12 protein-coding genes are annotated in these 22,818 nt (G+C 44.3%); 1 reads left to right on the plus strand and 11 read right to left on the minus strand.

Annotated elements, in window-relative coordinates; translation table 11 throughout:
* From GJS45_RS21030 to GJS45_RS21040, 3 genes are all read right to left on the minus strand, one after another.
* Window positions 1-3,219, minus strand: coding sequence for a DUF1553 domain-containing protein (locus GJS45_RS21030; RefSeq protein ID WP_162343851.1), 3,219 nt, complete (start codon window positions 3,217-3,219; stop codon window positions 1-3).
* Window positions 3,220-3,360: 141 nt separating this feature from the next.
* Window positions 3,361-4,668, minus strand: a complete 1,308-nt coding sequence (locus GJS45_RS21035; RefSeq protein WP_162343852.1) for an efflux RND transporter periplasmic adaptor subunit — start codon at window positions 4,666-4,668, stop codon at window positions 3,361-3,363.
* Between the two features lie 13 nt (window positions 4,669-4,681).
* The gene (locus tag GJS45_RS21040) at window positions 4,682-6,019 is read right to left on the minus strand and encodes a TolC family protein (protein ID WP_162343854.1); all 1,338 of its coding nucleotides are present in this window, start codon (window positions 6,017-6,019) and stop codon (window positions 4,682-4,684) included.
* Between the two features lie 249 nt (window positions 6,020-6,268).
* Between GJS45_RS21040 and GJS45_RS21045 the strand changes: the two genes are divergently transcribed.
* Window positions 6,269-7,084 (plus strand): aminotransferase class IV, encoded by an 816-nt coding sequence (locus GJS45_RS21045; RefSeq protein WP_162343855.1) that lies wholly within the window; start codon window positions 6,269-6,271, stop codon window positions 7,082-7,084.
* Between the two features lie 10 nt (window positions 7,085-7,094).
* Here GJS45_RS21045 and GJS45_RS21050 read toward each other — a convergent pair whose 3' ends face one another.
* The 8 genes from GJS45_RS21050 to GJS45_RS21085 all read right to left on the minus strand — a co-directional run bounded on the left by GJS45_RS21050 (window position 7,095) and on the right by GJS45_RS21085 (window position 22,365).
* The gene (locus GJS45_RS21050) at window positions 7,095-7,889 is read right to left on the minus strand and encodes a thymidylate synthase (RefSeq protein ID WP_162343856.1); all 795 of its coding nucleotides are present in this window, start codon (window positions 7,887-7,889) and stop codon (window positions 7,095-7,097) included.
* 11 nt (window positions 7,890-7,900) lie between these two features.
* A complete protein-coding gene (gene rfbB, locus GJS45_RS21055; RefSeq protein ID WP_162343857.1) occupies window positions 7,901-8,947 on the minus strand; it encodes a dTDP-glucose 4,6-dehydratase in 1,047 nt (348 codons plus the stop codon).
* A gap of 59 nt (window positions 8,948-9,006) precedes the next feature.
* A complete protein-coding gene (locus GJS45_RS21060) occupies window positions 9,007-11,454 on the minus strand; it encodes an exopolysaccharide transport family protein (protein ID WP_162343858.1) in 2,448 nt (815 codons plus the stop codon).
* A 2-nt stretch (window positions 11,455-11,456) separates the two neighbouring features.
* Complete coding sequence (locus tag GJS45_RS21065; protein WP_162343859.1) at window positions 11,457-12,266, minus strand: polysaccharide biosynthesis/export family protein; 810 nt, start codon at window positions 12,264-12,266, stop codon at window positions 11,457-11,459.
* A gap of 86 nt (window positions 12,267-12,352) precedes the next feature.
* Complete coding sequence (locus GJS45_RS21070) at window positions 12,353-13,510, minus strand: glycosyltransferase family 4 protein (RefSeq protein ID WP_162343860.1); 1,158 nt, start codon at window positions 13,508-13,510, stop codon at window positions 12,353-12,355.
* Window positions 13,511-13,716: 206 nt separating this feature from the next.
* Window positions 13,717-17,265 carry a VCBS repeat-containing protein gene (locus tag GJS45_RS21075; protein WP_235954905.1) on the minus strand — a complete coding sequence of 1,183 codons (3,549 nt, stop codon included), beginning with the start codon at window positions 17,263-17,265 and terminating at the stop codon, window positions 13,717-13,719.
* A gap of 102 nt (window positions 17,266-17,367) precedes the next feature.
* Window positions 17,368-19,146 carry a RagB/SusD family nutrient uptake outer membrane protein gene (locus GJS45_RS21080; protein WP_162343861.1) on the minus strand — a complete coding sequence of 593 codons (1,779 nt, stop codon included), beginning with the start codon at window positions 19,144-19,146 and terminating at the stop codon, window positions 17,368-17,370.
* 30 nt (window positions 19,147-19,176) lie between these two features.
* Window positions 19,177-22,365, minus strand: coding sequence for a SusC/RagA family TonB-linked outer membrane protein (locus GJS45_RS21085; RefSeq protein WP_162343862.1), 3,189 nt, complete (start codon window positions 22,363-22,365; stop codon window positions 19,177-19,179).
* Window positions 22,366-22,818 lie beyond the last annotated feature (453 nt).

The following is a 22,818-nucleotide window of genomic DNA, read 5'->3' on the forward strand; positions in this document are numbered from 1 at the left end:
TTATCTTTTGGTATAAAATTCATAATGGTTAAACAGCAAACTTGCCACCATGGTCATGGCTGCCGTCTTTTCAGGCGCAATGCCCCTATCGACGGGATATTCTCCTACGGAAATTAAACTCCTGGCCGACTCCAAATCATCCCCAAACCGTTTCCTTTCTGACTCATACATCTGCTTCAATACTTCCAGTTCTTCCCGTTTGGGATTCCGACCCAGGGAGTTTCGAACACCGAAGCTAAGCTGGCGATCCAAATCCTGATCGGCTGCATTCAGCATTTTCTCTGCCAAAACCCGGGAAGCTTCGATCACCTGAGGGTCGTTCATCAGAACCAGCGGCTGCAAAGGCGTATTGGTTTCCTGCCTGCTTACCATGCATTCCTCCCGGTTAGGCACGTCAAAGGTTGTCATCGAAGGAGGAGGAGCCGTTCGGCGAAGAAAAGTATACATGCTTCTGCGATACAAGCTCTCCGCACTGTCCTGTTCATAGTTATACAGAAAATAGGAAAATTCTCCCTTTTCTTCCCATAAACCTGGCGGCTGATAGGGCTTCACGCTAGGTCCTCCCAGGTCGCTGACCAAAAGTCCGCTGGCCTTTAAATAACTGTCCCGAATAAATTCTCCCTGAAGCCTGTGACGAGCCCCCCTGGCCAACAGCACATTATCCGGATCCTTTTCCAGAAGCGGTTCATTCGTTTCAGAGGATTGCCTGTAGGTCGCCGACATGACGATCTTTTTGATCAGGTAGCGCAAATCCCATCCATTTTCCATAAAATCCACTGCCAACCAGTCCAGCAATTCAGGATGGCTGGGCAACTGCCCCTGACTGCCAAAGTCATCTACCGTGGGCACGATGCCCCTACCGAAAATCCGATACCAGTATCGGTTTACCGTAACCCTGGCTACCAGAGGATTTTGTTTGCTGGTGAGCCATTTCGCTAAACCCAGTCGGTTTTTTGGCCAATCGGGAGAAAACCCGGATAGAATTTCCGGAACCGCAGCCTGTACCTCTTCCCCGGGGGCATCGTAAGCGCCTCTGTCCAGCACAAATGTTTTTCTAGGGCTGCTGCGTTCCTGCATGACCATGACCTCTTCGATTCCTGCCATCAACTTCAATTTTTCGGCTCTTAAACGGGCAAGGGAGTCTCTGATTACCCCCCCTTCAGAATTTTCCCAGTAATTTACATGGGCAAGCTTCATTGATGAATCGGAAAACGGTCTACCAGTACCTTCGGAAAAAATCCAGGATGCTTCCCATGCGGTCAATTCCCGGTCAAATATTTTTAAATCTGCCAGGCTTCCGGTGTATATGCCGTCATCCCCGCTAAAAACCCGATAGCTTCTGCCAAGCCGCAGGGCTTTCTTTACTGTTTTGTAACTCGTATTAATAGGAAGGATACTTTTATACAGGTTGTCTTTTTCAATTAACTTCTGTGATTCTCTCCCGTCTACAAAGAGCTTTAGTCCCCGGGCTTTTCCCGAGCCATCGTAGGTAAAGGTTACCTGTGTCCATTGGTTGGATGGAATGGGGCTTCCACTAATTTTGATCGCGTTATGGGGAAGGGCATGGATCAACTGAACGTTGACCTGATTTAAACTATCCAAAAATAGCTCATAGCCCCTCCAATAGGTGTTTTTATTACCAATATTCCCCAATATAAACCGGTAAGGTTCGATCGTTTCCGGATTAATCCAGATACTAAAGGAAAATGGCTGGTTCATTTCAAACAGTCCTGTGGCGGGAATTTCGATAATATCGTAATCTTCTTTAAATCGCAAGGCTTTCGCTCCTGGTATTGGTCCGGGAACGATTTCCGGACTTCCGGAAACCCGTCCTTCCCTACCTTTTTGTTTGGATAAGGTTGTTTCATTGGCATAATCACTAAGAGGAAAATGGGCCACCAACCCCTTATCGATGGTTTTGGCGGGTGAAATCGGTTCGGTTCCCAGCTCCCCATCCCGGTAGGAATCCGCTAATTTTCTTTCCAGCCTCTTAATTTCTTCTTTGATGCGGGCGATTTCAGCATCCGTCTTTTCATCGGTAAACAGCATCATGGGACCGGCATTCATATCATCACCGGTCATTCCGACTTCGTCTACATTATTATAAAAAGCAGCCAGACTAAAATAATCTTTCTGGGAAAGTGGGTCAAATTTATGATCGTGGCATTTGGCACATTCCATGGTTAGACCCAGGAATGCCTTGGCGGTAGTCTCAGAGCGGTCAAAAACGTATTCCAGGCGGTACTCTTCGTCAATAATTCCCCCTTCCGCCGTCATCTGATGGTTTCGGTTAAAGGCCGTTGCGAGTACCTGCTCCTTTTCCCTATCCTCCATCATGTCTCCCGCGACTTGCCACTGCACGAAGCGATCGTAGGGCATATTGGTCTGAAAGGCTTTGATTACCCAATCTCTCCAGGGCCACATCATCCGAATGCCATCTGCATGCAATCCATGTGAATCCGCGTACCTGGAAACATCTAGCCAATCTAGTGCCATGCGTTCGGCGTAAGCATCTGAATGCAATAATTCGTCCACAACTTTTTCATAGGCGTCCTGGGAAGTATCTTGTCGAAACCTTTCTACCAACTCCCAATCGGGAGGTAAACCGGTCAGGTCCAGGGCCAATCTGCGGATAAGGGTGGTCCGCGAAGCTTCCGGAGAGGGAGACAATCCCTCTCTGTCCAGGCGGCTAAAAACAAATGCGTCTATTTCATTTACGACCTTTCGAGAATCGGTTGGTCGGGGTATGGATGCTTTTTGGGGTGAAATATAAGCCCAATGGGGTTGGTAAACTGCTCCCTGTTCAATCCAGCGAATTAAAATGGCTTTTTCCCGATCCGATAAACTTAGATTTGACTCAGGAGGGGGCATTAGGTAAGCCGGGTCGTTGGAAATAATTCGATGATACAGACCGCTTCTTCCAGGCTTGCCTGGAAATACGGCTTTTTTTATCCAGCTTCCTTGTAACGACTGGTAAGCACCCGCTTCCGTATCCAGTCTTAACCCTGCCTCCCTGGTATTGGGATCCGGTCCGTGACAGGAAAAACACCGATCAGACAAAATAGGCTTTACATGTACGTTATATACGATTTGTTCGGGAATCAGCTCCGCTTCCTCGCGAACGGCCTCCGGAGGATATGGGCCGCAACCCCATAATACAACAACACTGACTCCCAAAAGGACCCGGTTGTAAATGAAAATACAAGTTGACCTAATCATACCATAAAAGCGGGTGATTAGGCTAAAATAAGAAAAAAAATAGTAGAATAACGAAAATACTCCCAACAAAATCTGCCAGAGATATATTTGAAGGAAATGAACGTAGGTTGAAGCTTGTCTTCTGATCTAAAATGAGTTACGCTACTCGCCTGGAGCATCTGCGCCTTCGACCAGTTTCACAGGCTTATCATTTTCCAATTGAGTGCTAACGATAAAATAAGGGCCCGTAATCACTTCCTTTCCCTCTTCCAGCCCCTCCAAAATTTGAATATTTTCAAAATCAGATATACCGGTTTTTACTTCCTGAATTTTGGCAAGCTCTCCGTCCCTGATAAACACCAATTCCTTCATGGTACCATTTCCATCTTCGGAATCAATCGTTTGACCGGCACGAGTAGTAACGGCAGCAAGTGGAATTGAAAGCACCCCCTCTTTTTTCTCGGTAATGATCTCTACACTCGCGGTCATCCCGGGCCTAAAGGGAAAGGGGTTTTCATCCGTTATTAGTTCTTTATAGGAATCATTCAGAATTCGTATGCGGACTTCAAACTCCGTAACGGCATCTGAACTTGCTTTTTCGTTGGCAGAATTGGCAATGGCGGTCACCACCCCCGTAAACTTTTTCCCGCTAAAAGTATACGCATCCACCTCAATTAAAGTCGTATCTTTCAAATTAATGCGTACAATATCATTTTCGTTCACATTTACCCGTACTTCCATTCGGGACAGATCCGCTATACGCAACATTTCGGTTCCGGCCATTTGGGCTGTACCCACTACCCGCTCTCCCTGTTCAACCAGCAAACTGGATACCACCCCGTTGGTGGGAGAATACACGTTGGTCAACCGTAGGTTTTCAGCTGCCTCATCTACAGATGCCTGTGAGCTTTTGATGATGTATTCGGCAGCTAATACCGATTGCCTGGCCGCTTCCAAGTCGTTCTGAGCCGTTAAAAAATCCGCTTTCGCCTGTTCAAAATCAGCATCCGAAATCACTTTATCCTCGTACAACTTAGTGTTTCGATTAAACGAAAGCTCCGCCCTGTTAAATTGCGCTTCGGAACGTTTTAGCGTCGCTTTGGATTGGGCAAGATTTGCCAATTGCTGGTTTAAATTGGCCTGAGCCCTGTCCAAAGCAGATATGAAATTATCCGGTCGGATTTTCACCAACAAATCCCCTTTATTTACGGAATCGCCTTCATTGACGTTCAGTTCGATGATTTCTCCCGCCACATCCGGGCTCATTTTTATCTCCGTTTCGGGTTGCACCACCCCTGAGGCACTTACCTTCTCCACAATATCTCTTTTGACGACCGCTCCAACTTCTACTTCCAACGGCTTTTCTCCTCCAATCCATCCTGCTTTTCTTCCGATAACCGTAGCCAGTACCAAGACCACCACGATGGCCAAAAGGATATAAATTAACTTATTTGACTTCTTTTTTGCCATGATTTTGGTTGGATTATAGTGTAAGTGGGTTTCCCAGGTAAAAGTCCAGCACTTTAGCACTGAAAACATATTCATATTTGGCGGTAACGAGATCCGCCTGCGCATTGAAAAGATTGTTCTGGGCTACCTGAAAATCCACGGCGTTGATGGCTCCTACTTCAAAACGCTGCTGGGCCATTCGAAACGCTTCCTCCAAGGCCTCTACTCGTAATTGTGAGCTTCTGTAAGATTGTCGGGCAGCATAGGCCGAAGTGTAGGCAGACTCAATATCCTGTCGCAACTGGTTCTTTACTTCAATCTGCTGAATTTCACTCAAGCGTTTTTGCACCCGCGCCCTTTGTACACCGGCTTGGTTTCTGAAATTAGAAAATATCGGAATGGATAGCCCCAGGTTTGCGGACTGGGAGAGGTTGTTTTCAAATTGCCGCAGAATCGGGTCTGAGGTGGTAAAACTAGTCTGATCTACGTAATTGGAAAAGACATTGGCACTCAGGTTGAGGCTTGGCAGGTAGGCTCCTTTGGCTATCTTTATACCGTATTCCGCAGCTTGCACCCCAAATTCGGCTGCCTTAATTTGCGGTAACGTACCAACGGCAACCGAGTAGATCTGCTCCACTCCTTCAGTACCTACTACCAATCCATCTACCTCAAGTTCCGGAATAAGGATGTCAAAATCCTCTGAAAAAGGCATTTGAAGTGCCTGTGATAAATTTAGTCGGGCAATCCTCAAATTGTTTTCCGCATTGATTACTTCCAGCTCGTTGGTCGCCATTTGTGCCTGCAAATCCAGTTGATCTGCCATTGGCAAAGAACCGGCCGCTACTAATTTTTCGGTTCGTGAAAGCTGGTCCTTACTTGTGGTCAACTGGGAATTTGCAATGTTGAGTTGTTCTTTCGAAAAAGCAATATTGATAAATAGATTGATCGCATTCAGCGTAATATCATTTCGGCTTGCTGCCAGATTCAACCGATCCGTTTCCACATTCAAAGAGGCCTGCTTCACACTATTCCGAATCTGGCCACCCGCAAAGACGGGTAAACTTGAGCTGGCAGAAATATTAACATTCCCAATTCTCCTGGTTTCAAAAAGATTCGTAACAGGGTTAATAGACCTTCCCCAGCGAAATCCGGAAGAGCCTCCCATTGAGAAGGAGGGCAACTTTTGTCCTTTGGATTCCAACAAGGTGGCCTCCGATGAAACCAAATTCAACTCGCTCCTTCTTAAATTAAGGTTGTTCTCCAATGCAATGGCTACACACTCTTCCAGCGATAATTTTCCTGCGGTATCTTGAGACAACCCAGTGGTCCATTGACCCAGTCCTAATAAAAATGCCAGTAAAATGTGTTTCATGAAATGAGGGTATATTGGAATTTACCTAAACAACTATATCGAAGCATGATATGAATACAAAAGATGACTATAAAGTTAATAAAAACTTTTCAACAGCATCCAAAATTGATGCTAACATTCAGCACTACCTATAAGTTTATGCGAATATATGCAATAGCTCCGTCTGAACCTGATTTTTTAATTAAATTTAACCTTCGATAAAATAAGTGAATACTCACTGTCCGTATTCGGGCGGTCAACTGTACGGTAATGAAACATTTTCTTTCCAACAACCAAAAAGCATTTGAAGAAGTCGATTCCCTGTCGTTAAACAGGGCGATGCTTTTCGGGGATGGTATTTTTGAAACCATGGTTTATCATCAAGGAGAAGTTCGGTTTAGCAGTGCACACCAGGAAAGAGCAAACCGGGGCCTCCGCATTCTTCACCTGTTGCCCGAAAAGCCCCTTGATATTGCCCGGATTTCCACCCTGATTAGCAGCCATTTTGACAGCCAAAACACGTACCGGATTCGTTGGAATATTTTTCGCAACGGATTGGGCAAGTATACCCCAGTGGCATCTGATTTTTCCGAATTGCTCACGATCTCGGGCTTTCAGGCAGCCCCAAAAATAAAGGAAAGGGCTTTCATCAGTGAATCTGTTCGCTTGTATGATTTCCTTTGGGCAAACTGTAAAACCCTAAATGCCCTTCCCTATGTATTGGCTAATCAGGAACGAGTGGAACGAAAGATGGACGAAGTTATCCTTCTGGATAACAAGGGATTTTTATCCGAAGCGGGAAGTTCTAATCTTTTCTGGCGTAAAAATAGCCGGATCTTCACCCCCTCCTTAAATCATGCCTGCATTGCCGGTGTTGGGAGAAAACATATCTTAGAACGACTCCGACAACTGAAAATCAAACATTCCGAGGGTAGCTTCCGACCCGATGAACTTATGGATGCCGAGCAGGTATTTGTGAGTAATATTTCCGGAATAAGTTACCTTAAACACCTAAACGGGCGGCAGTTTGATACGCATCCCATTCCGGAACTGGAATCCATCTTCAACCTTGACACACAAAGCTAATCAAGAATTTTTAGACCGCTACAGCGGCCTTTATGTGCGGATGCGGATCGTAATTTTCCAAAAGGATATCCTCATAAGTAAAGGAAAATATATCCTTCACTTCCGGATTTAGTTTCAACTGAGGTAAGGGCCTGCAGTCCCGGCTGAGTTGTAATCTTGCCTGATCCAGGTGATTGCTATACAAGTGAGCATCGCCAAAAGTATGGATAAATTCACCTGGTTCGAGATCACAAACCTGCGCTATCATGGTTAAGAATAAGGCATAAGAGGCAATATTAAACGGCACGCCCAAAAATACATCAGCACTTCGCTGGTACAGCTGACAGGAAAGCTTTCCCCCCGCCACATAAAACTGAAAGAGCAGGTGACAGGGAGGCAGTGCCATCTGGTCCACATCCGCCACGTTCCAGGCACTTACAATCAGTCGGCGGGAATTCGGGTTGGTCTTGATTTGATGGATTAGGTTTTTGATTTGATCTATTTCTCCCCCTTTTCCGTCCGGCCAGTGCCTCCACTGGTAGCCATACACGGGGCCAAGATCACCCTTCTCGTCCGCCCACTCATCCCATATGGACACCTTGTTTTCTTTTAGGTAGGAGATATTGGTATCCCCTTTCAAAAACCAGAGCAACTCGTGAAAAATAGAGCGGGTGTGACACTTTTTGGTCGTCACCAGGGGAAATCCTTCCGAGAGATCAAATCGCATTTGGTACCCAAATACACTCAAGGTGCCGGTACCTGTGCGATCTCCCTTCCGGATACCATTGTCTAAAATATGTTGAAGTAGCTGATGGTATTGTTTCATAATCTCATTTCTTAACCGTAATGTTCCTGGTAGTATTTCAGGTAATCGCCTGAGGTGACACCGCTTAGCCAGGACTCATTTTCCAAATACCAATTTACCGTTTTTTCAATGCCCGACTCAAAGGTCTGCACCGGACTCCATCCTAACTCCGAATTGATCTTTGCTGCATCGATGGCATAGCGTAAATCATGTCCGGCCCGGTCCTTCACAAAAGTAATCAGTTTGGCGGATTCTCCCTCCTCTCTTCCTAGTTTTCGGTCCATGATTTGGCAAATTAGCGTTACGATATCGATGTTTTTCCATTCGTTAAAACCACCAATATTGTACGTTTCCCCTTGCTCCCCCTGGTGAAATACCAGATCAATGGCACGCGCATGGTCTTCTACATACAGCCAATCCCTCACATTTTCTCCCTTGCCATAGACAGGGAGGGTTTTTCCTTCTTTGATATTGTGAATACAAAGGGGAACCAATTTTTCCGGGAATTGATTGGGTCCGTAATTATTAGAACAGTTAGAAATCACCGTGCGCAAACCATAGGTATTGGCATAAGCCCGTACAAAATGGTCTGAAGCTGCCTTTGAAGCAGAGTAAGGAGACTGCGGATCGTATGCGGTGTGTTCAGTGAAATACCCCCCCTGATCCAGTGATCCATAGACTTCATCGGTAGAAACATGGTAGAAAAGGTGATTAGGCAGGTCTTTCCAGAAATTTTTTGCGGTATTTAACAAATTCACGGTCCCCATCACGTTGGTTTTCACAAAGGACAAAGGGTCTGAAATGGACCGGTCAACGTGGGATTCTGCTGCCAGATGGATCACATCCGTAATTTGGTAATCGTTAAAAACCTGCTCCAAAAGCTGGGCATCATTTATATCCACTTTCGAAAATACGTAATTGGGTTTACCTTCTATGTCGGAAAGATTTTCGAGGTTTCCCGCATAGGTGAGACAATCCAGATTAATGATGCGGTAATCGGGATAGTTGTTTACAAAAAGTCTTACCACATGCGAACCTATAAACCCGGCTCCTCCGGTAATCAAAACAGATTTTTCCATAATTTATGTATCCAAACAAACTAACATGTAAATCTCCAAAAGCTTTGTCAAAAAGCAAATCATACTCTGAATCTATTGATAAATTTTTTAAACCATCCGGATTTGTAGACTGGCTCTTCGGAATAATACCCTTCTCCATACCTGTTTTTCTTCATGTAGGAATAATTATAACCATAGCCGTAATTGTAGCCACCAAAATCATAGGTGTCCCCTCCGCTTTTAAGGCCATTAAAAATGGCATAAAAATTCCTTATTTGATCGTTGGCATAGAGGTCGTTAATCATCAAGAGTTGATTTTTGTGCGTAAAATCATGCCTGACAATGTATAAATTCACATCTGAAAACCGCAGCAAATCCATGGTTTCCGAAACCAAGCCTACTGGAGGACAATCCATGATAATGATGTCAAAATCCTGCTCCAGTTTTTCCAAAAAGGTATTCATTTTGGTTTTTAGCAATAATTCTGCGGGGTTGGGGGGCACGGGCCCGGAGGGAACCACCGATAAATTCTCGTATTGGGTAGGAATGATAATTTCATCCGCCGAATCCTTATCTATCAAATATCCCGACAAGCCCTTTTTACTGGAAATTTCCAGGTAATTGGAAAGCTTGGGCTTCCTTAAATCCAGGCCTAAAATACAAGTTTTTCTACCACTTAAAGCCATGGCAGAAGCCAGGTTCAGGCTAATGTAGGTTTTTCCCTCCCCGGAAACACTGGAAGTCACCAGTATCTTTTTACATTTTTTCTCACTTGCAATGTAAAACAAGGCCGATCGCAGAGACCGGAATGATTCGGATGCCAGTGATCGCGGGTGCTCAGCGACTAGCAAATTGGTATCCTTGTCACTGTATCCAATCGTACCCAACAGTGGTATTTTCAGGAGGTTCTTTAGCTGCACCTGGTCCATGATACGATTGTTGAGGTAATGAAATAAAAGCAGAAAGCCCAAGGGTAGGAAAAAACCCAGGCCCAATGCATAGGAATAGTTTTGCGCTTTTTTAGGATAAATAAGTACACCCCTTTTAGCATAGTCCACGATATTGTTATCCGGCACGTTAGAAGCTTTTGCGATGCCAGCTTCTGCCCTTTTTTCCAATAAATAAGTGTAAAGGTTTTCCCTTAGCTTAAACTCCCGGAAAATAGAGGTGTAGTCGGATTCTGCCTGAGGAAGGTTAGCAAACTGACGATCAAAGGTTTCCAACTTTAGCTGGTATTCCTCCTTCTTTCTTTCGGTATTGCTCACCAGGTTCTCGATATTTTCAAAAACATTTTCTTTCAACCGCTCCATCTGCTGATCCAGTGCAGCGACATCGGGATGCGTTTCCTGCACCACTGCTAACAACTTTCTTCTTTCAAGCGAAAGGCTTACCAGTTGCTGGATCAGGTCATTGAGCAAGCCATCCGAAATGCCAATTAAAGAGGGAGCAACGATTTCCTCAAAATTTCCCGTTTTGTTAACCAGGTAATTCTCCAGAGTTTTGTAATAAGCCAGTTCAAAATCAATGGATTGGATGCTTTCCTCCAACATTTGAATGCTGTTCAAGACCCCCCCAAATTCGGCATTCACATCCAGCATCTTATTGTCCACTTTAAACCGTTGCATCCTCCGCTCTACGGAATTCAGCGAATCTTCGACAATATATAGTTGCTCTTCTATAAATTTCAATGCATTTTCAGAGATCCGATTTTTTTCCCTGAGATCGTATTCCAGAAAGGAATCCATTAATGCATTCACATAATCGCTCCCTTTTTCCACGATTTTGGTCACCATACTCACTTCCAATACCGATCCGTAATTGACCAGTGGTCTCACCTGCACCACACCGGCATATCGTTCAATTAGCGATTGGGGCGAATGTAGCAGAAATTCATACTCATCATACTGCCTTGTCATGTTCAGCAAAAAAACAGTGAATTTTGCGTTCTCCCCTTTTACTTCCTCTCCAAAATAAAATTCCCTCTGAAAAATATCCCTGTCTTCCTCTTCATATTGGTAACTCATAAAAAACCGATCCAGAAACATGTTTTCGCCGGGCAAAAGCTGAAAAGTAGAATCGGAAAGGATGTTAATACGGAGTTTTTTGTTAACCAACTGCGGATATTCCCAATCAACCTCCACCCGGATCGGGCTGTTTTTATACAACTCAATTTCCTTAATATTGGTGGACGCAAAATAACTGACATCAAAATGTACTTTGCTTAACGCCTCAGCGGCCAGGTTTTTAGAAGAAAACAACAAAATATCATTGGTAAGGTTGTCTCCTCCTGAAAAAATATTGGAACGGTCCAGGATTCTTACTTCCGGTGCCAGGTTACTTTTTATCATGACACTGCCTTTTACCTCGTACCGTTCCATAGTGTAGCGATGAAAGAGAAAAACAGCAAGCATACCTATCAGGATACAAAAAAGGTAAAGCGGCCAGTAACGGGAATACTTGATGATATAATATTTGATATCAATGGGCCGCTCCTGTTCCTCAAATTTGGATAAATCTAAATTTTCCATAATTAAAAAATTCCAGAGGTGATACCATATATAAACATCATCGCCGTGATGATGGAAATCCCCAGCTGCAGGCTTGCGGAAAAATTTTCCCCTGACCCGATTTGCCGTATTTGCATCGGCTGTAAATACAAAATGTCATTGGGCTGAATAAAATAAAAAGGCGAAGCAAGTAATTGCCGGTCATTAAGATTAATCTGATGTATCCTCGTTCCCCCATCGTATTGCCGAATTAAAAACAGCTCGTTTTTTCTGGCCAGTATATTGGACTCCCCGGCCATTGAAATAGCATCAAAAATGGTCGCCCGATTTTTTAAAATTATCTTTGGCCCCACACTATTAAATTCGCCCAATGTGGTATAGCGGATTCCGCCGATCCGTAATCTAACTTCTACATCCTCTTTAAAATAAATACTAATGGCTTCCTGCACTTTATTTCTGGCCATTTCTTCGGTCAATCCCGATAATTTAATTTGCCCTAGAACTGGCATGCGTACATAACCATCTTTATCAAGCGAATAACCTGAAAAATAAAAAATATCCATGGCTCCACCACCCCCTCCGGCACCTCCCCGTGCCGCCATTGCTCCCTGATACTCAAACGCTCGAAGCAATTCCTCATTGGGAGTGGCAAAATCAATGTCTACAATATCGTGCGGTTGTAAAATGTACTCGTAATCTACTTCCGCATAAGGGATAAACTCATTCAGTTCGATGGATTCATTTCCTTTTAGATTTTGAAGGTAATTGATTCTTTTGTTACTGATACAGGAGGAAACCAATACCGCAGACAACACTACTAAAATCAACCTCATTGGGTAAAAATTCATTATGACCGTCCTCAAAATTAAGCAAATAGACTTATTTACGAAATTTATATTTGGTTTTAATTTTATCAACGTTATTCCCTGTTTAACATGCGGTTATATGCCTTTAAAATACTTCTATGCATGGAATTTCGGTCGTATCCGCTGACCACTCTCTCGTGGAGCTTCTCTGCAAAACCTTGCATTTCGGCTCTTTTTACAAAAGCAAACTCCATCGCTTCCTGAAGCACTTCTGCCCGACCCACCGGATATATCAGCGCGGTTTTCTTGTGAGTGGCAATTTCTTTATTCCCCTCAATATCCGAGCAAATCACCGGGCAACACATGGCCCCGGCTTCCAGCAAGACGTTTGGGAATCCTTCCCGGTGTGAGGGATGCACCAGTACATCACATAGAGCCATGTAATGCGCCACATGATCTGACCAGGGAACGTGAACAATTTTAGGGTGATCGTTAATTTGATTGATGGTTTTTCGTTCAAGGGGATTTAAATCCTGTTCAAAGTCTCCCAACAAAACCAATTTGGACCGGCTCACAATTTTAGAGTGAATAAACGCTTCCACCAGGTCAGCAATCCCTTTGTCTTTCACCATCCTGCCCACGGCCAAAAAAAGAAATTCATTTTCTCCGGGCTTGATCCGCATGGTCGCGGCCACCAAATGATTTTCCTGCAAATTAGACCTGCTAAACTGCTCCAGGTCTACTCCATTGGAAGAGCCATTTCCGATGACATTGACTTTTTTTTCGTTCACTAATTTCTTCCGGATAATGTAATCTTTCAGTGAGTACGCATTCGGCCAGACCTCATTCGCTAGTCGAAAGGTTATTTTCTCAATCAGTGAAAGAAGGGTTTTTTGGGTCCTTGACCTGGAAACCAACGGCAGGCCCGCCAAGGTGTGGATCCGGACAGGCACCCGCGCAAACTTCGCAGCTACCATCCCCAATAACCCGGCTTTTGGGGTATGGGTATGGACGATATCCGGCCGCTCTCTCTTAAAAAATTTGTATAGCAGCCATAGACAATATAGATCTTTTACCGGGGTGATTTTTCGCGTAAAAGGAATAATCACTTTTTCGATATGCTTTTCACTTTTTAAAACATCCTGCCATTCTTTCCCTTCTGAGGAAACGGCCAGTACCTGAAATCCCGCTTCAGCCATAAATCGTAATTGGTGTTTGATCAATAATTTCAGTGAGAGGGGTACCGTCGTGATTCTGATTAATTTTGGCATTCAAAAGGGCTGTTAATTTTAAAAATGTAAATATACCGCTAAAATTAATAAAGCTGGGAATTATTAAGACGATCCTGGAACTTCCCGAAACCCGAGGCCTGTATAACAGGCGTGTTTGGTTAGAATCCTCCTTACTTAAACGAAAAAAAGACACCAAAAATGTGTAGGCCCTAATCTTTTATAAATGGTTTTCCCGGGCTTGTACACTACTTTACTTCCTGGGAAACTGGAATCCTTCGCACCTGCCCCGAAAAGGTGGCTATTTCCATTTCCCGTGTCGCCGGGGGGATTTTCAGCCAGCGGGTGGACTGAGATAAAAATCCGGACCCATGGTACAATTCCTTACGAATCGTCTCACCATCCCTCAAATGAAAAATAACCGAAAAATCAAGGGGCTCCGGGAGGAAGAAAGTGGCAGAATCCAGCTCCTGAAATCGTTTAAATGCTTTTAACCTACCTCTGTTTTGCCCGGCAAGGGTCAGCAATTGCTGCTCGCTGGTTTTCAATTGCACCAGTGATTTACCATCTCCTGGCACCAGAAACCCGCTTTTTACGGGTAAAACAGGTTCAAACCCACCTTGTCCGTCTCCTTTGAGCCAGAGGCCTACAAAGGCATCCTGTCTGCCCGAAAATACCTCGTGGCCATAATCATTGCCTACCAGGAGTATATCGAGGAAGCCATCCTCATCCAGGTCGGTAGCCAACATGCCATAGACCGGTGACACCTGGCTCAATAAAGGTAAAGAATGCATCTTAAACCTACCGTTTCCGAGGTTTTCCAGGTAACTGCTGGCCATGTGATTGGCATCTAATTTTATAGCCGAACGGATCTCTTTCTCGGTCAAAACCTCCCTCAATCCGGCACGTCCATAGGATTTGTAATTAGAAAAACGCTTCCTAAACAAGGGGCTTTGACTGTATAAATCCTGCCAAAAGTGTACGGGATAGGGTTCGAAATTACCTTCCTGATTTTTAAAATGTGCGAATAAAACAGGATCAATGCTTTGGTTCTTATCAAAATCACCGGCGTAGAGGCTGAGGGGCCTATCGGCGGATACCTGGTAAACGTTATTCTTACCCAAATTACCCACTACATAATCGATGTCTCCATCCGAGTCAAAATCAGCGGCCGTAATTCCATTCCACCAACCCTTCAAATCCCCGACACCTGTATTCTCAAGTTCCTTTAATCCGTTACCAGTATTTTTAAAAAAGGTTACCGGCATGAATTCACCCACCAATAGCAAATCCACTTTTCCATCCTGATCCATATCCGTCCATAAGGCATCACTGACCATCCCGATGTCTTTCAATCCGGGTGCCAGCCGATCGGTTACGTCAACAAGTCTATCACCTTCCTTTTTCAAAAGCACATTTTTTCCGGAAAGCGGATATTGACCCTGGCCGGATCGGGCACCAACAAAGAGCTCTAAATACCCGTCTCCGTCAAAATCCGCCGCCCTGACCACCGTGCCTACTTCCTGCATATCCGGTGTCGCACCATCTAAAAGGTGAAAATTACCCTTTCCATCGTTTTCGTATAATCTGTCTCGGTACACCTGATTGCCCAAGGCATATTCACTGCTCCCACTGACGGCATACAGGTCCAAATCCCCATCCATATCCCAATCAAACAATAGCAACCCCATGTCTTCCATCTGACTTTCAGAAGGTAGGGGAAAGTCCGTCACCTCAAAACTACCGTCCTGATTTTGGCTTATCAATTTCCTGGGCAGTCCGGCCGCACCGCCCATCACCAAATCGTCGATTCCATCGCCATTGATATCCCCTACCGCCAGCCCGGGTCCAAACTGAGATAATTTGTGTGGAAGGGTTCGCTGTATGTTAAAATCCACCGCATCCCGTTCCTGGTGGTCAATCGCCAGGCCAAGTTCCTCTTCAACGCCCATAAAAAGGGGCTCAATTGCGCTAGCCGCAGTTTCCTGTTGCACGTCTACTTTTGATCCATTTGCTATATCCAGGTTCAACACTCGATTTAGGGGTACGTTTCGAAGATTCTGACTGGTTCCGTTTGGCCAGAGCACCTCTAGCAATTCGACATTGTTTCCACTTCCCAAACCAAAATGGATTATATCCTCCACAGAAGACATGTACCCCCTGGCCGTATAATGTTCATGAAATAGCGTCTCCCCGTTGCTCAAAGTGATTTTAATCCGGGTTCCCAGACCGTTGGCATTTCCGGGGGGACCATTAAGTTGAATCCTCAGGAAATCGACTTCGTTTTCTGAAGTTTCTGAATACAATTGGTTTTCAAAAACAAACGCTTCCTGATTGATATTGCTTACGATATAATCCAAGTCACCATCCAAATCCAAATCGGCATAAACGGCTCCGTTCGAAAAGGAAGGAAGGTCTATTCCCCAGGTACTACTGGCATTTTCGAATGTCAGGTTTCCATTATTTTTAAATCCGTAATTTGGGATTTTTACCACTGGAATGGAATCCAGCAGCGTTTTATCAGTCGCAACCGAACCCAAATCCGCCCGAAAATTGGTAAAATCCTTATCGGTAATATCTCTGGGATAGCCGTTGGTCACTAATAAATCCTTGTATCCATCATTATCCATGTCCGCCCAAAGCGGGGACCAGCTCCAATCGGTCTGGTAGATACCCGCCAGAAACCCTATCTCACTGTATGGCATCCCCTGCCCGTTGTTAAGATGCAGCATGTTACGAACGTATTGATGTTCAAAGCCCCAACGCTCGTTATTAATGTATTTTTGGTAAGAATTCTGGCTGATGGTGGTTTTCATACGAAAATTAGTCTCCGCCAGCATGTCCAGGGTAACGATTTCCTGTAGGCCGTCGTTATTGATATCTCCTATATCCATACCCATGGAAAAATGACTTTGGTGACGAATATAATTCCGGATGCTATTGCTAAAGGTACCGTCCTGGTTGTTGATATAAAGTATATCGTTAGACAGGTAATCGTTGCTGACGTAGATATCCGGATACCCATCTCCGTTAATATCAGAAATGCCTAGTCCCAAACCATATCCTTCAATTTGAATACCGGCTTCCTTACTCACATCGGAAAAGGTGCCGTCTCCATTGTTCCTATAGAGCCTGTCGTTGTTTCCGGCAGATCCATCGGTCAACTTTTCCCGGAACACCCCTGGCAAGTCTGTAACCAAAAGATTATTCAACACATACAAGTCCAGGTCCCCATCCAAATCATAGTCAAAAAAAGCGGCCGACATGCTGTATCCCATTTCATTGATTCCATAAATCTCGGCTTCTTCCGTAAAAACCGGCACTCCTTCCGCGTTCAAACCCTGATTGACAAAAAGTAGATTTGCCCGGTCCAAAGAGTCTTTTTTCATGGCTGCAGAAACATAGACATCCATCCAACCATCGCCATTGATGTCGGTGATGGTTACCCCGGTACACCATTTTCCTGAAGCTTTGATGCCAGCCCCATCCGAAACATCTAAAAACTGAAACGCCCCCTGATTGAGGTAGAGGTGATTATCGACTTCATTCCCTGCAAAAAACAGATCGGGAAGCCCGTCGTTATTGAAATCAGCCACACCTACCCCGGCTCCATTGTAGATAAACTCTTCGGTCAAAATATTAAAGGAGTCTGTTTCTACGATGGTATTCGTGAAATCAATACCTGATTCAGTAGCGGGTACTTGCCGAAAAAGGTGGTTATTTTCTGGCTGGCAGGAAAAGCATACCATTCCAAAAACAAGTATCCTACAGGTTAAATGCTGTTTAATAAACCACATGGACTCAATTTAACAGAACTTACGTAAATGGCCCAAATTTTTTAAAACAAAAAAGGTGAGATAAAATCTCACCTTTTTTAATGACTATTCTATTTCAATTAGTTACTGAAAAGCAGGGTCCTGTGTCAACGTAGGAGATCCATCTCTAAAAGAACGCTCAATGGCTTCCAAGGGAACAGGAAAATACTCATGGACACCCTTTTCAAAAGAGGCATTGCCAAGATAGGTCCTCTTGGTTGCTTCTTCTTCCAGGTACTCATTCATGGTTTCCGCTGCGATTCCCCATCGTTGAAGATCAAAGAATCGATGTCCTTCCATCGCAAATTCAAGCCTGGTTTCCATTCGAACTGCCTTGCGGGCTACATCCGGGTCGGTCCAGGGACTATCATAAGTAGATATTACATAATTAGCGGCCGGCTCTCCTTCAACGATCGTGTAATCATTTCTTTCTGCTCCCTGGATCGCTCTTGGAACAAAACCATCCGGATTAGCCGCACGCATACGAATCATATTTACCAATTCCCGAGCGCTTTCCAGGTTTCCGAGCTCTACTTCCGCTTCTGCCAACCATAGGATTACCATACTCAAACGCATGATTCGGTAGTTATTAGCAGATAATCGTGGGTTCGCACCGATACCGAAAAACTCAGGTTCAGCCACGTGTTTTATTGGTGAATAAGGACCCGCATAATTCTGATCCCGGATGAAATCACTTCCGTGAATTTTGTACCCTTTGTAGAGAATATCCCTACGACCCACCGTATGGTCTAACCTTGGATCCAAAGGACCATCGTAGGCATCAAATGGATCATCCCATGAGAGTCCCTGGTCATTGGGTACGTCTTCTTCATTGAAGGTATCCAGTAATGGTAATCCGTTAGCAGAGGTTTTGTAGGCATTCACCAGGTTCTGAGAAGGCTGATAAAATCCACAGCATCCCCAGGGATCGGTATAGGGATAATTAAGCGTAGTCCCTTCATTAGCAGCAGCTGTCGTGGCACTGGAAATGGAAAACTGAATTTCAAAAATGGACTCTTCGTTATTTCTTGTACCAACCAGAAAATTTTCCTGGAAAGTAGGAGTTAGCATAAATGGACCATTCTCTACAATATCTTCCAAAAGCGTTTTTGCTTCCTGTAACACCGCCGTGTTGGCTTCGCCAGTAGACTGATCCCAGCCCTGAAACATTTTAGATTTGGCCAAAAATGCCTGCGCTGCCCACTTGGTGGGTCGTCCCGGATCGGATTGAGCTTCGGGTAGCACATTCATGGCTGCCTGAAAATCGGCCTCAATATCCGGCCAAATTTCACTGTCGTTTGGAACCTTACTACTCTCCAAATCGGATAGCTCAAAAGTCTCATCGTCTATGTAAGGAACTCTCTCCCACATTTTTCGAGCTTCCATGTGAAAGAAACCTCTCAAAAACCTTGCTTCAGCGATGATTTGCGCCCTTCGGGCGTCCGATACATCTTCGGCTTCTTTCAGGGTGTTCAATACATCATTGGTTCGGGCTACTCCCTTGTAGACCGCTCTCCACTTGTTTCTCAAGTGAAGATTGGTAGGCTGGAAGTCAAATGCTTCCAAAAAGGATTGTTCCGGCTGATCACCCGCATCAGTACCTTTGTAGGCGTCATCTGAGACAACTCCTCCATATACCCAATTATCAATGGTTCCGTTCCATCCGGACTGGCCATCCAGGCCATACCCGTCAATCATCGCATAGGCTCCGAGCAAAATTCCTTCCACTCCCTGTTCGTTTTCCAGCCCCACGGTGCTAAATTGCCCCTGTGGTATCGTCTCCAAAAATTCCTCCTGACAGGAGGTTATGGACACACCCAATACCAAAGTAGCAGCAGCTATTTTAAAATATGTATTTTTCATGTGATTGCTTCTTTTAGTTGTTGAGATTGATTAAAAGGTAACATTAACTCCCAAAATCAGGTTTCTGGACACCGGCATGTAACCGCCGTCAAATCCAACCGTATTGTTACTTCCGGTCTGAATTTCCGGGTTTGTACCAGAATATTTGGTAAAAGTTAGCAAATTCTGGCCCTGGAAGTAGATAGAAGCCCTACTCATTCCCCAATCGCTCAACATATTTTCGGGAAGATTGTAAGTAATTTGTGCATTTCTCAACCTGAAATAAGACCCGTCCTCAACAAAATAGCTTGACGGCCGGCTACTAATTTGATCATCTGCATCCATGATGGGAAGGGTTCCACCTGTGTTATTCGGCTGCCATGCATCGTAAAGTGCGGCTTTGGATTTGTTTCCCTGGAAGGTATTAAAATCCGTCCAATAATTGATGTAGTTAAAGATATCATTCCCAACGGATCCATTACCAAATAAAGTAAGGTCCCAGTTTCGGTAACCCAAATTCAGGTTGATACCATATACAAAATCAGGATGCGGATTACCAATGATCGTTCTGTCTGAATCAGTGATAACTCCATCTCCGTTCACATCTTCCACTTTGAATTTTCCTACCGCATTATAATTTCCGTAAGGAGGATGCGCACTTACCTCTTCCTCGGTCTGGAAAATACCTAAGTTGTTGTATCCAAAGAAGGAAGAAATTGGAAATCCAGATTGGGTAATGGTAACCGATGGCACCCTTGTAGAAGCACCAAATAATACGTTATCTTCATTTTCAGCAAGATTATCCACATTGTTTCTATACATGGAGTAATTTGCTGATACATTGTACCTTAACTCTCCACCCAATGCGGTGTCGCTCATTCCCAGGTTCAGGTCGATGCCTTTATTGGTCATCTGGCCTACATTGAAGAAAGGAGGAGTGGCATCTCCATGACCATAGCTGATGGGGATTTCAAATAGCATATCAGAGGTTACCCGATTCCATAAGTCTAGTTCGAAGTAGTATTTTCCATCCAGAAATTCTACATCCAATCCCAGGTTGTTAGAAGTGGTGGCCTCCCAACGGGCATTTGGATTTCCAAATCGCTGCGCATCAAAACCCAAAGCGGGAGAGGAAGAAGATCCATCAATAGGATAGCCTGCATTGAATATATTCGTTCGGTACGTCGTATACGCATTGTAATCTCCAATCAACTGGTTTCCAGTTTTACCCCAACCGTATCTTAATTTCATATCGGAAACAAATGGCAAGGCTTCAGCCACGGCGGCCTCATCAGACAATCTCCAACCCAAACTAAAGGCGGGGAACGTTGCATTTCGGGAAGCTGCGAGGAATCTGGAGGATCCGTCATTCCTTAAGATAAATTGCACCAGGTACTTACCATCGTACGAATAATTTATCTTTCCAAATTGAGAATACAGCCGGTAATCATTAACCACACGGCCAAAATTGGTTGCTGTATTGGGATCTCCTAAATCAAGATAGGAAATAATCGGAACTGTTTCGAAGGCAAAACGCTGTCTCGCCGCACCGAAAATCTCACCAAATTCTTTAATGGATTCAATTCCCAAATAGGCATCAAACGCATGAACATCATTAAAAGTCTTCGTATAGTTGATGGTGTTGGTCCATACCCACTGATAGGAATACTCATTTTCAGCAGTCGAACTATTCACGAAATTGCCCTCTACATACTCAGGCTGAGGCCTTCCAATATATCTTGCCCTTCGGTTATTGGCATCAATACCGAAACTGGATCGCACATATAAGTTGTCAGTAAGATCTACTTGTGCATAGACATTACCAAAAGCCCTCAAGGAAAGGTTCCGGTTATCTTCTGCTCTGGCCAAAACGGCAACCGGATTAAAATTATTTCCCAAATTGGATCCCCTACTTCCTGCGAAATTGCCCATAATATCATACACCGGCAACAGCGGATGCTGTAAGGAAGAACTAAATACGGCGTTTTGCTCCGCATTATTTCCAGCAGAGCCATTTCCAAATCCACCTTTTCTGTTACCTACGGTTACGGAAAGGTTTTCTCCTATCGTTAACCGGTTATTAAGGGCTTTGAATTCGGTATTTGCCCGAACAGAATACCTGTCGTAGCCGATATCATTAACAATACCCTCCTGATTAAAATAATTCAACGATAATGCGTACCTGCCATTCTCTGTTCCCCCAGTGGCGGTAACCTGATAGCTTTGGATGGGAGCGGTTCGGGTGGTTTCAGCCCACCAATCGGTGTCAGCGGATCGAGTAATCGGATAAATATTCCCCGGCTCCAATGCGTATAGACTTGGATCTACCTCAGGATCTCCTTCCATTCCTCCGCTTGGAAAAACGTAATCAGGAATACTTACTTCTCCATTTGGCCCCCAGGAATACTGACCATGACTGGGAGTTCTACCGGCATATACATTCGCCAGGTATAAATACTCACCCAGTTCCCTGGCATTCAACGGATCAGGTCCTCTTTCCGCTGTCTGCGTTCCGTAAAACGCATTGAAAGAGATGGAAGGTTTTCCTACTTGCCCTCGCTTAGTGGTGATAATAACGACACCATTTGCCGCTCTGGAACCATAAATGGAAGCAGCAGAGGCATCTTTAAGAATCTGAATGGATTCAATGTCATTGGGATTCAAGTTACCCTGATTCTGAGTAGGCACACCATCAATCACGTACAACGGATCATTGTTATTAATGGTACCAAAGCCCCTGATCCTTACGGTTGCTCCTCCGCCAGGAGTGGCATCATTTACGATGGTCACCCCAGCGGCTCTACCTTGCAATTGCTGAGCAAAGGTAGTGGCAGGGATGGAAAGTAATTCCTCCGAATCAACTGAAGTTACCGCTCCGGTGATTTCTCTCCGAGATTGGGATCCATATCCGGTAACGACCACTTCGTCCAGTCCACTAACTCCCTGTTCGAGTTGAACATCGATGGTAGTTCTAGATCCAACTTGTTCTTCCAGACTAGTAAATCCCAAGAAAGAAAATACCAGAGTGGCATCTTGATTGGGAACGGTGATGGTATACTGACCATCCAAATCGGTTACGGTACCATTTGAAGTACCTTTGACTAATACCGCGGCACCCGGTAAGGGCTCACCTAAATCATCCGATACGGTACCTGTTACTTCTACCTGTGCAAATACGATCGCTGTATTCGCCATGATGAAGAACAGTGCCAAGCTGCACAATTTGTAAATTTTCGACATAAGCAATTAATTAGGTTTACGTGTATAATTGGATTTGATTTGATCAAATAAGAAATTCAGACACCGAAATTCCCTGAAAGCGTTCCAAACAGCAACAAATTCAAAATCAGGAAAATAAAGTTAGGCTTCGGACCGGTGACGTGGAATCGGAAACGGAATCGGCTTGGGTATTAAAAGTCCAAGATGTTGGCTCAAATAGGCCAAAAAGTAGGTTAGGTTTCGGGTTTGCATGGAGGTTAAGATTAGGTTATTTACATTCGGTTAAATAATTGATAGTTAGATAACCCTGATTTATTTTCGAATGTTTAGCAATGTTACCATTTTTTAGAAAAAAGTAAAAGAAAAAAATCAATTAAAATTTAAAGAGAATTCAAATTCTATCTCAAACATAAAAAAGGTACTGATTTTTAATATTCGATACCTGGTAAAATATACCAACCAGAACTTCCGCAA

The organism is Cyclobacterium salsum, from assembly GCF_010119245.1.
GTDB lineage: Bacteria > Bacteroidota > Bacteroidia > Cytophagales > Cyclobacteriaceae > Cyclobacterium > Cyclobacterium salsum.

Coding starts and splice junctions, on each gene's coding strand:
- GJS45_RS21030 (WP_162343851.1), bottom strand. CDS start 3,219: ATGATTAGGTCAACTTGTATTTTCATTTACAACCGGGTCCTTTTGGGA.
- GJS45_RS21035 (WP_162343852.1), bottom strand. CDS start 4,668: ATGGCAAAAAAGAAGTCAAATAAGTTAATTTATATCCTTTTGGCCATC.
- GJS45_RS21040 (WP_162343854.1), bottom strand. CDS start 6,019: ATGAAACACATTTTACTGGCATTTTTATTAGGACTGGGTCAATGGACC.
- GJS45_RS21045 (WP_162343855.1), top strand. CDS start 6,269: ATGAAACATTTTCTTTCCAACAACCAAAAAGCATTTGAAGAAGTCGAT.
- GJS45_RS21050 (WP_162343856.1), bottom strand. CDS start 7,889: ATGAAACAATACCATCAGCTACTTCAACATATTTTAGACAATGGTATC.
- rfbB (WP_162343857.1), bottom strand. CDS start 8,947: ATGGAAAAATCTGTTTTGATTACCGGAGGAGCCGGGTTTATAGGTTCG.
- GJS45_RS21060 (WP_162343858.1), bottom strand. CDS start 11,454: ATGGAAAATTTAGATTTATCCAAATTTGAGGAACAGGAGCGGCCCATT.
- GJS45_RS21065 (WP_162343859.1), bottom strand. CDS start 12,266: ATGAGGTTGATTTTAGTAGTGTTGTCTGCGGTATTGGTTTCCTCCTGT.
- GJS45_RS21070 (WP_162343860.1), bottom strand. CDS start 13,510: ATGCCAAAATTAATCAGAATCACGACGGTACCCCTCTCACTGAAATTA.
- GJS45_RS21075 (WP_235954905.1), bottom strand. CDS start 17,265: ATGTGGTTTATTAAACAGCATTTAACCTGTAGGATACTTGTTTTTGGA.
- GJS45_RS21080 (WP_162343861.1), bottom strand. CDS start 19,146: ATGAAAAATACATATTTTAAAATAGCTGCTGCTACTTTGGTATTGGGT.
- GJS45_RS21085 (WP_162343862.1), bottom strand. CDS start 22,365: ATGTCGAAAATTTACAAATTGTGCAGCTTGGCACTGTTCTTCATCATG.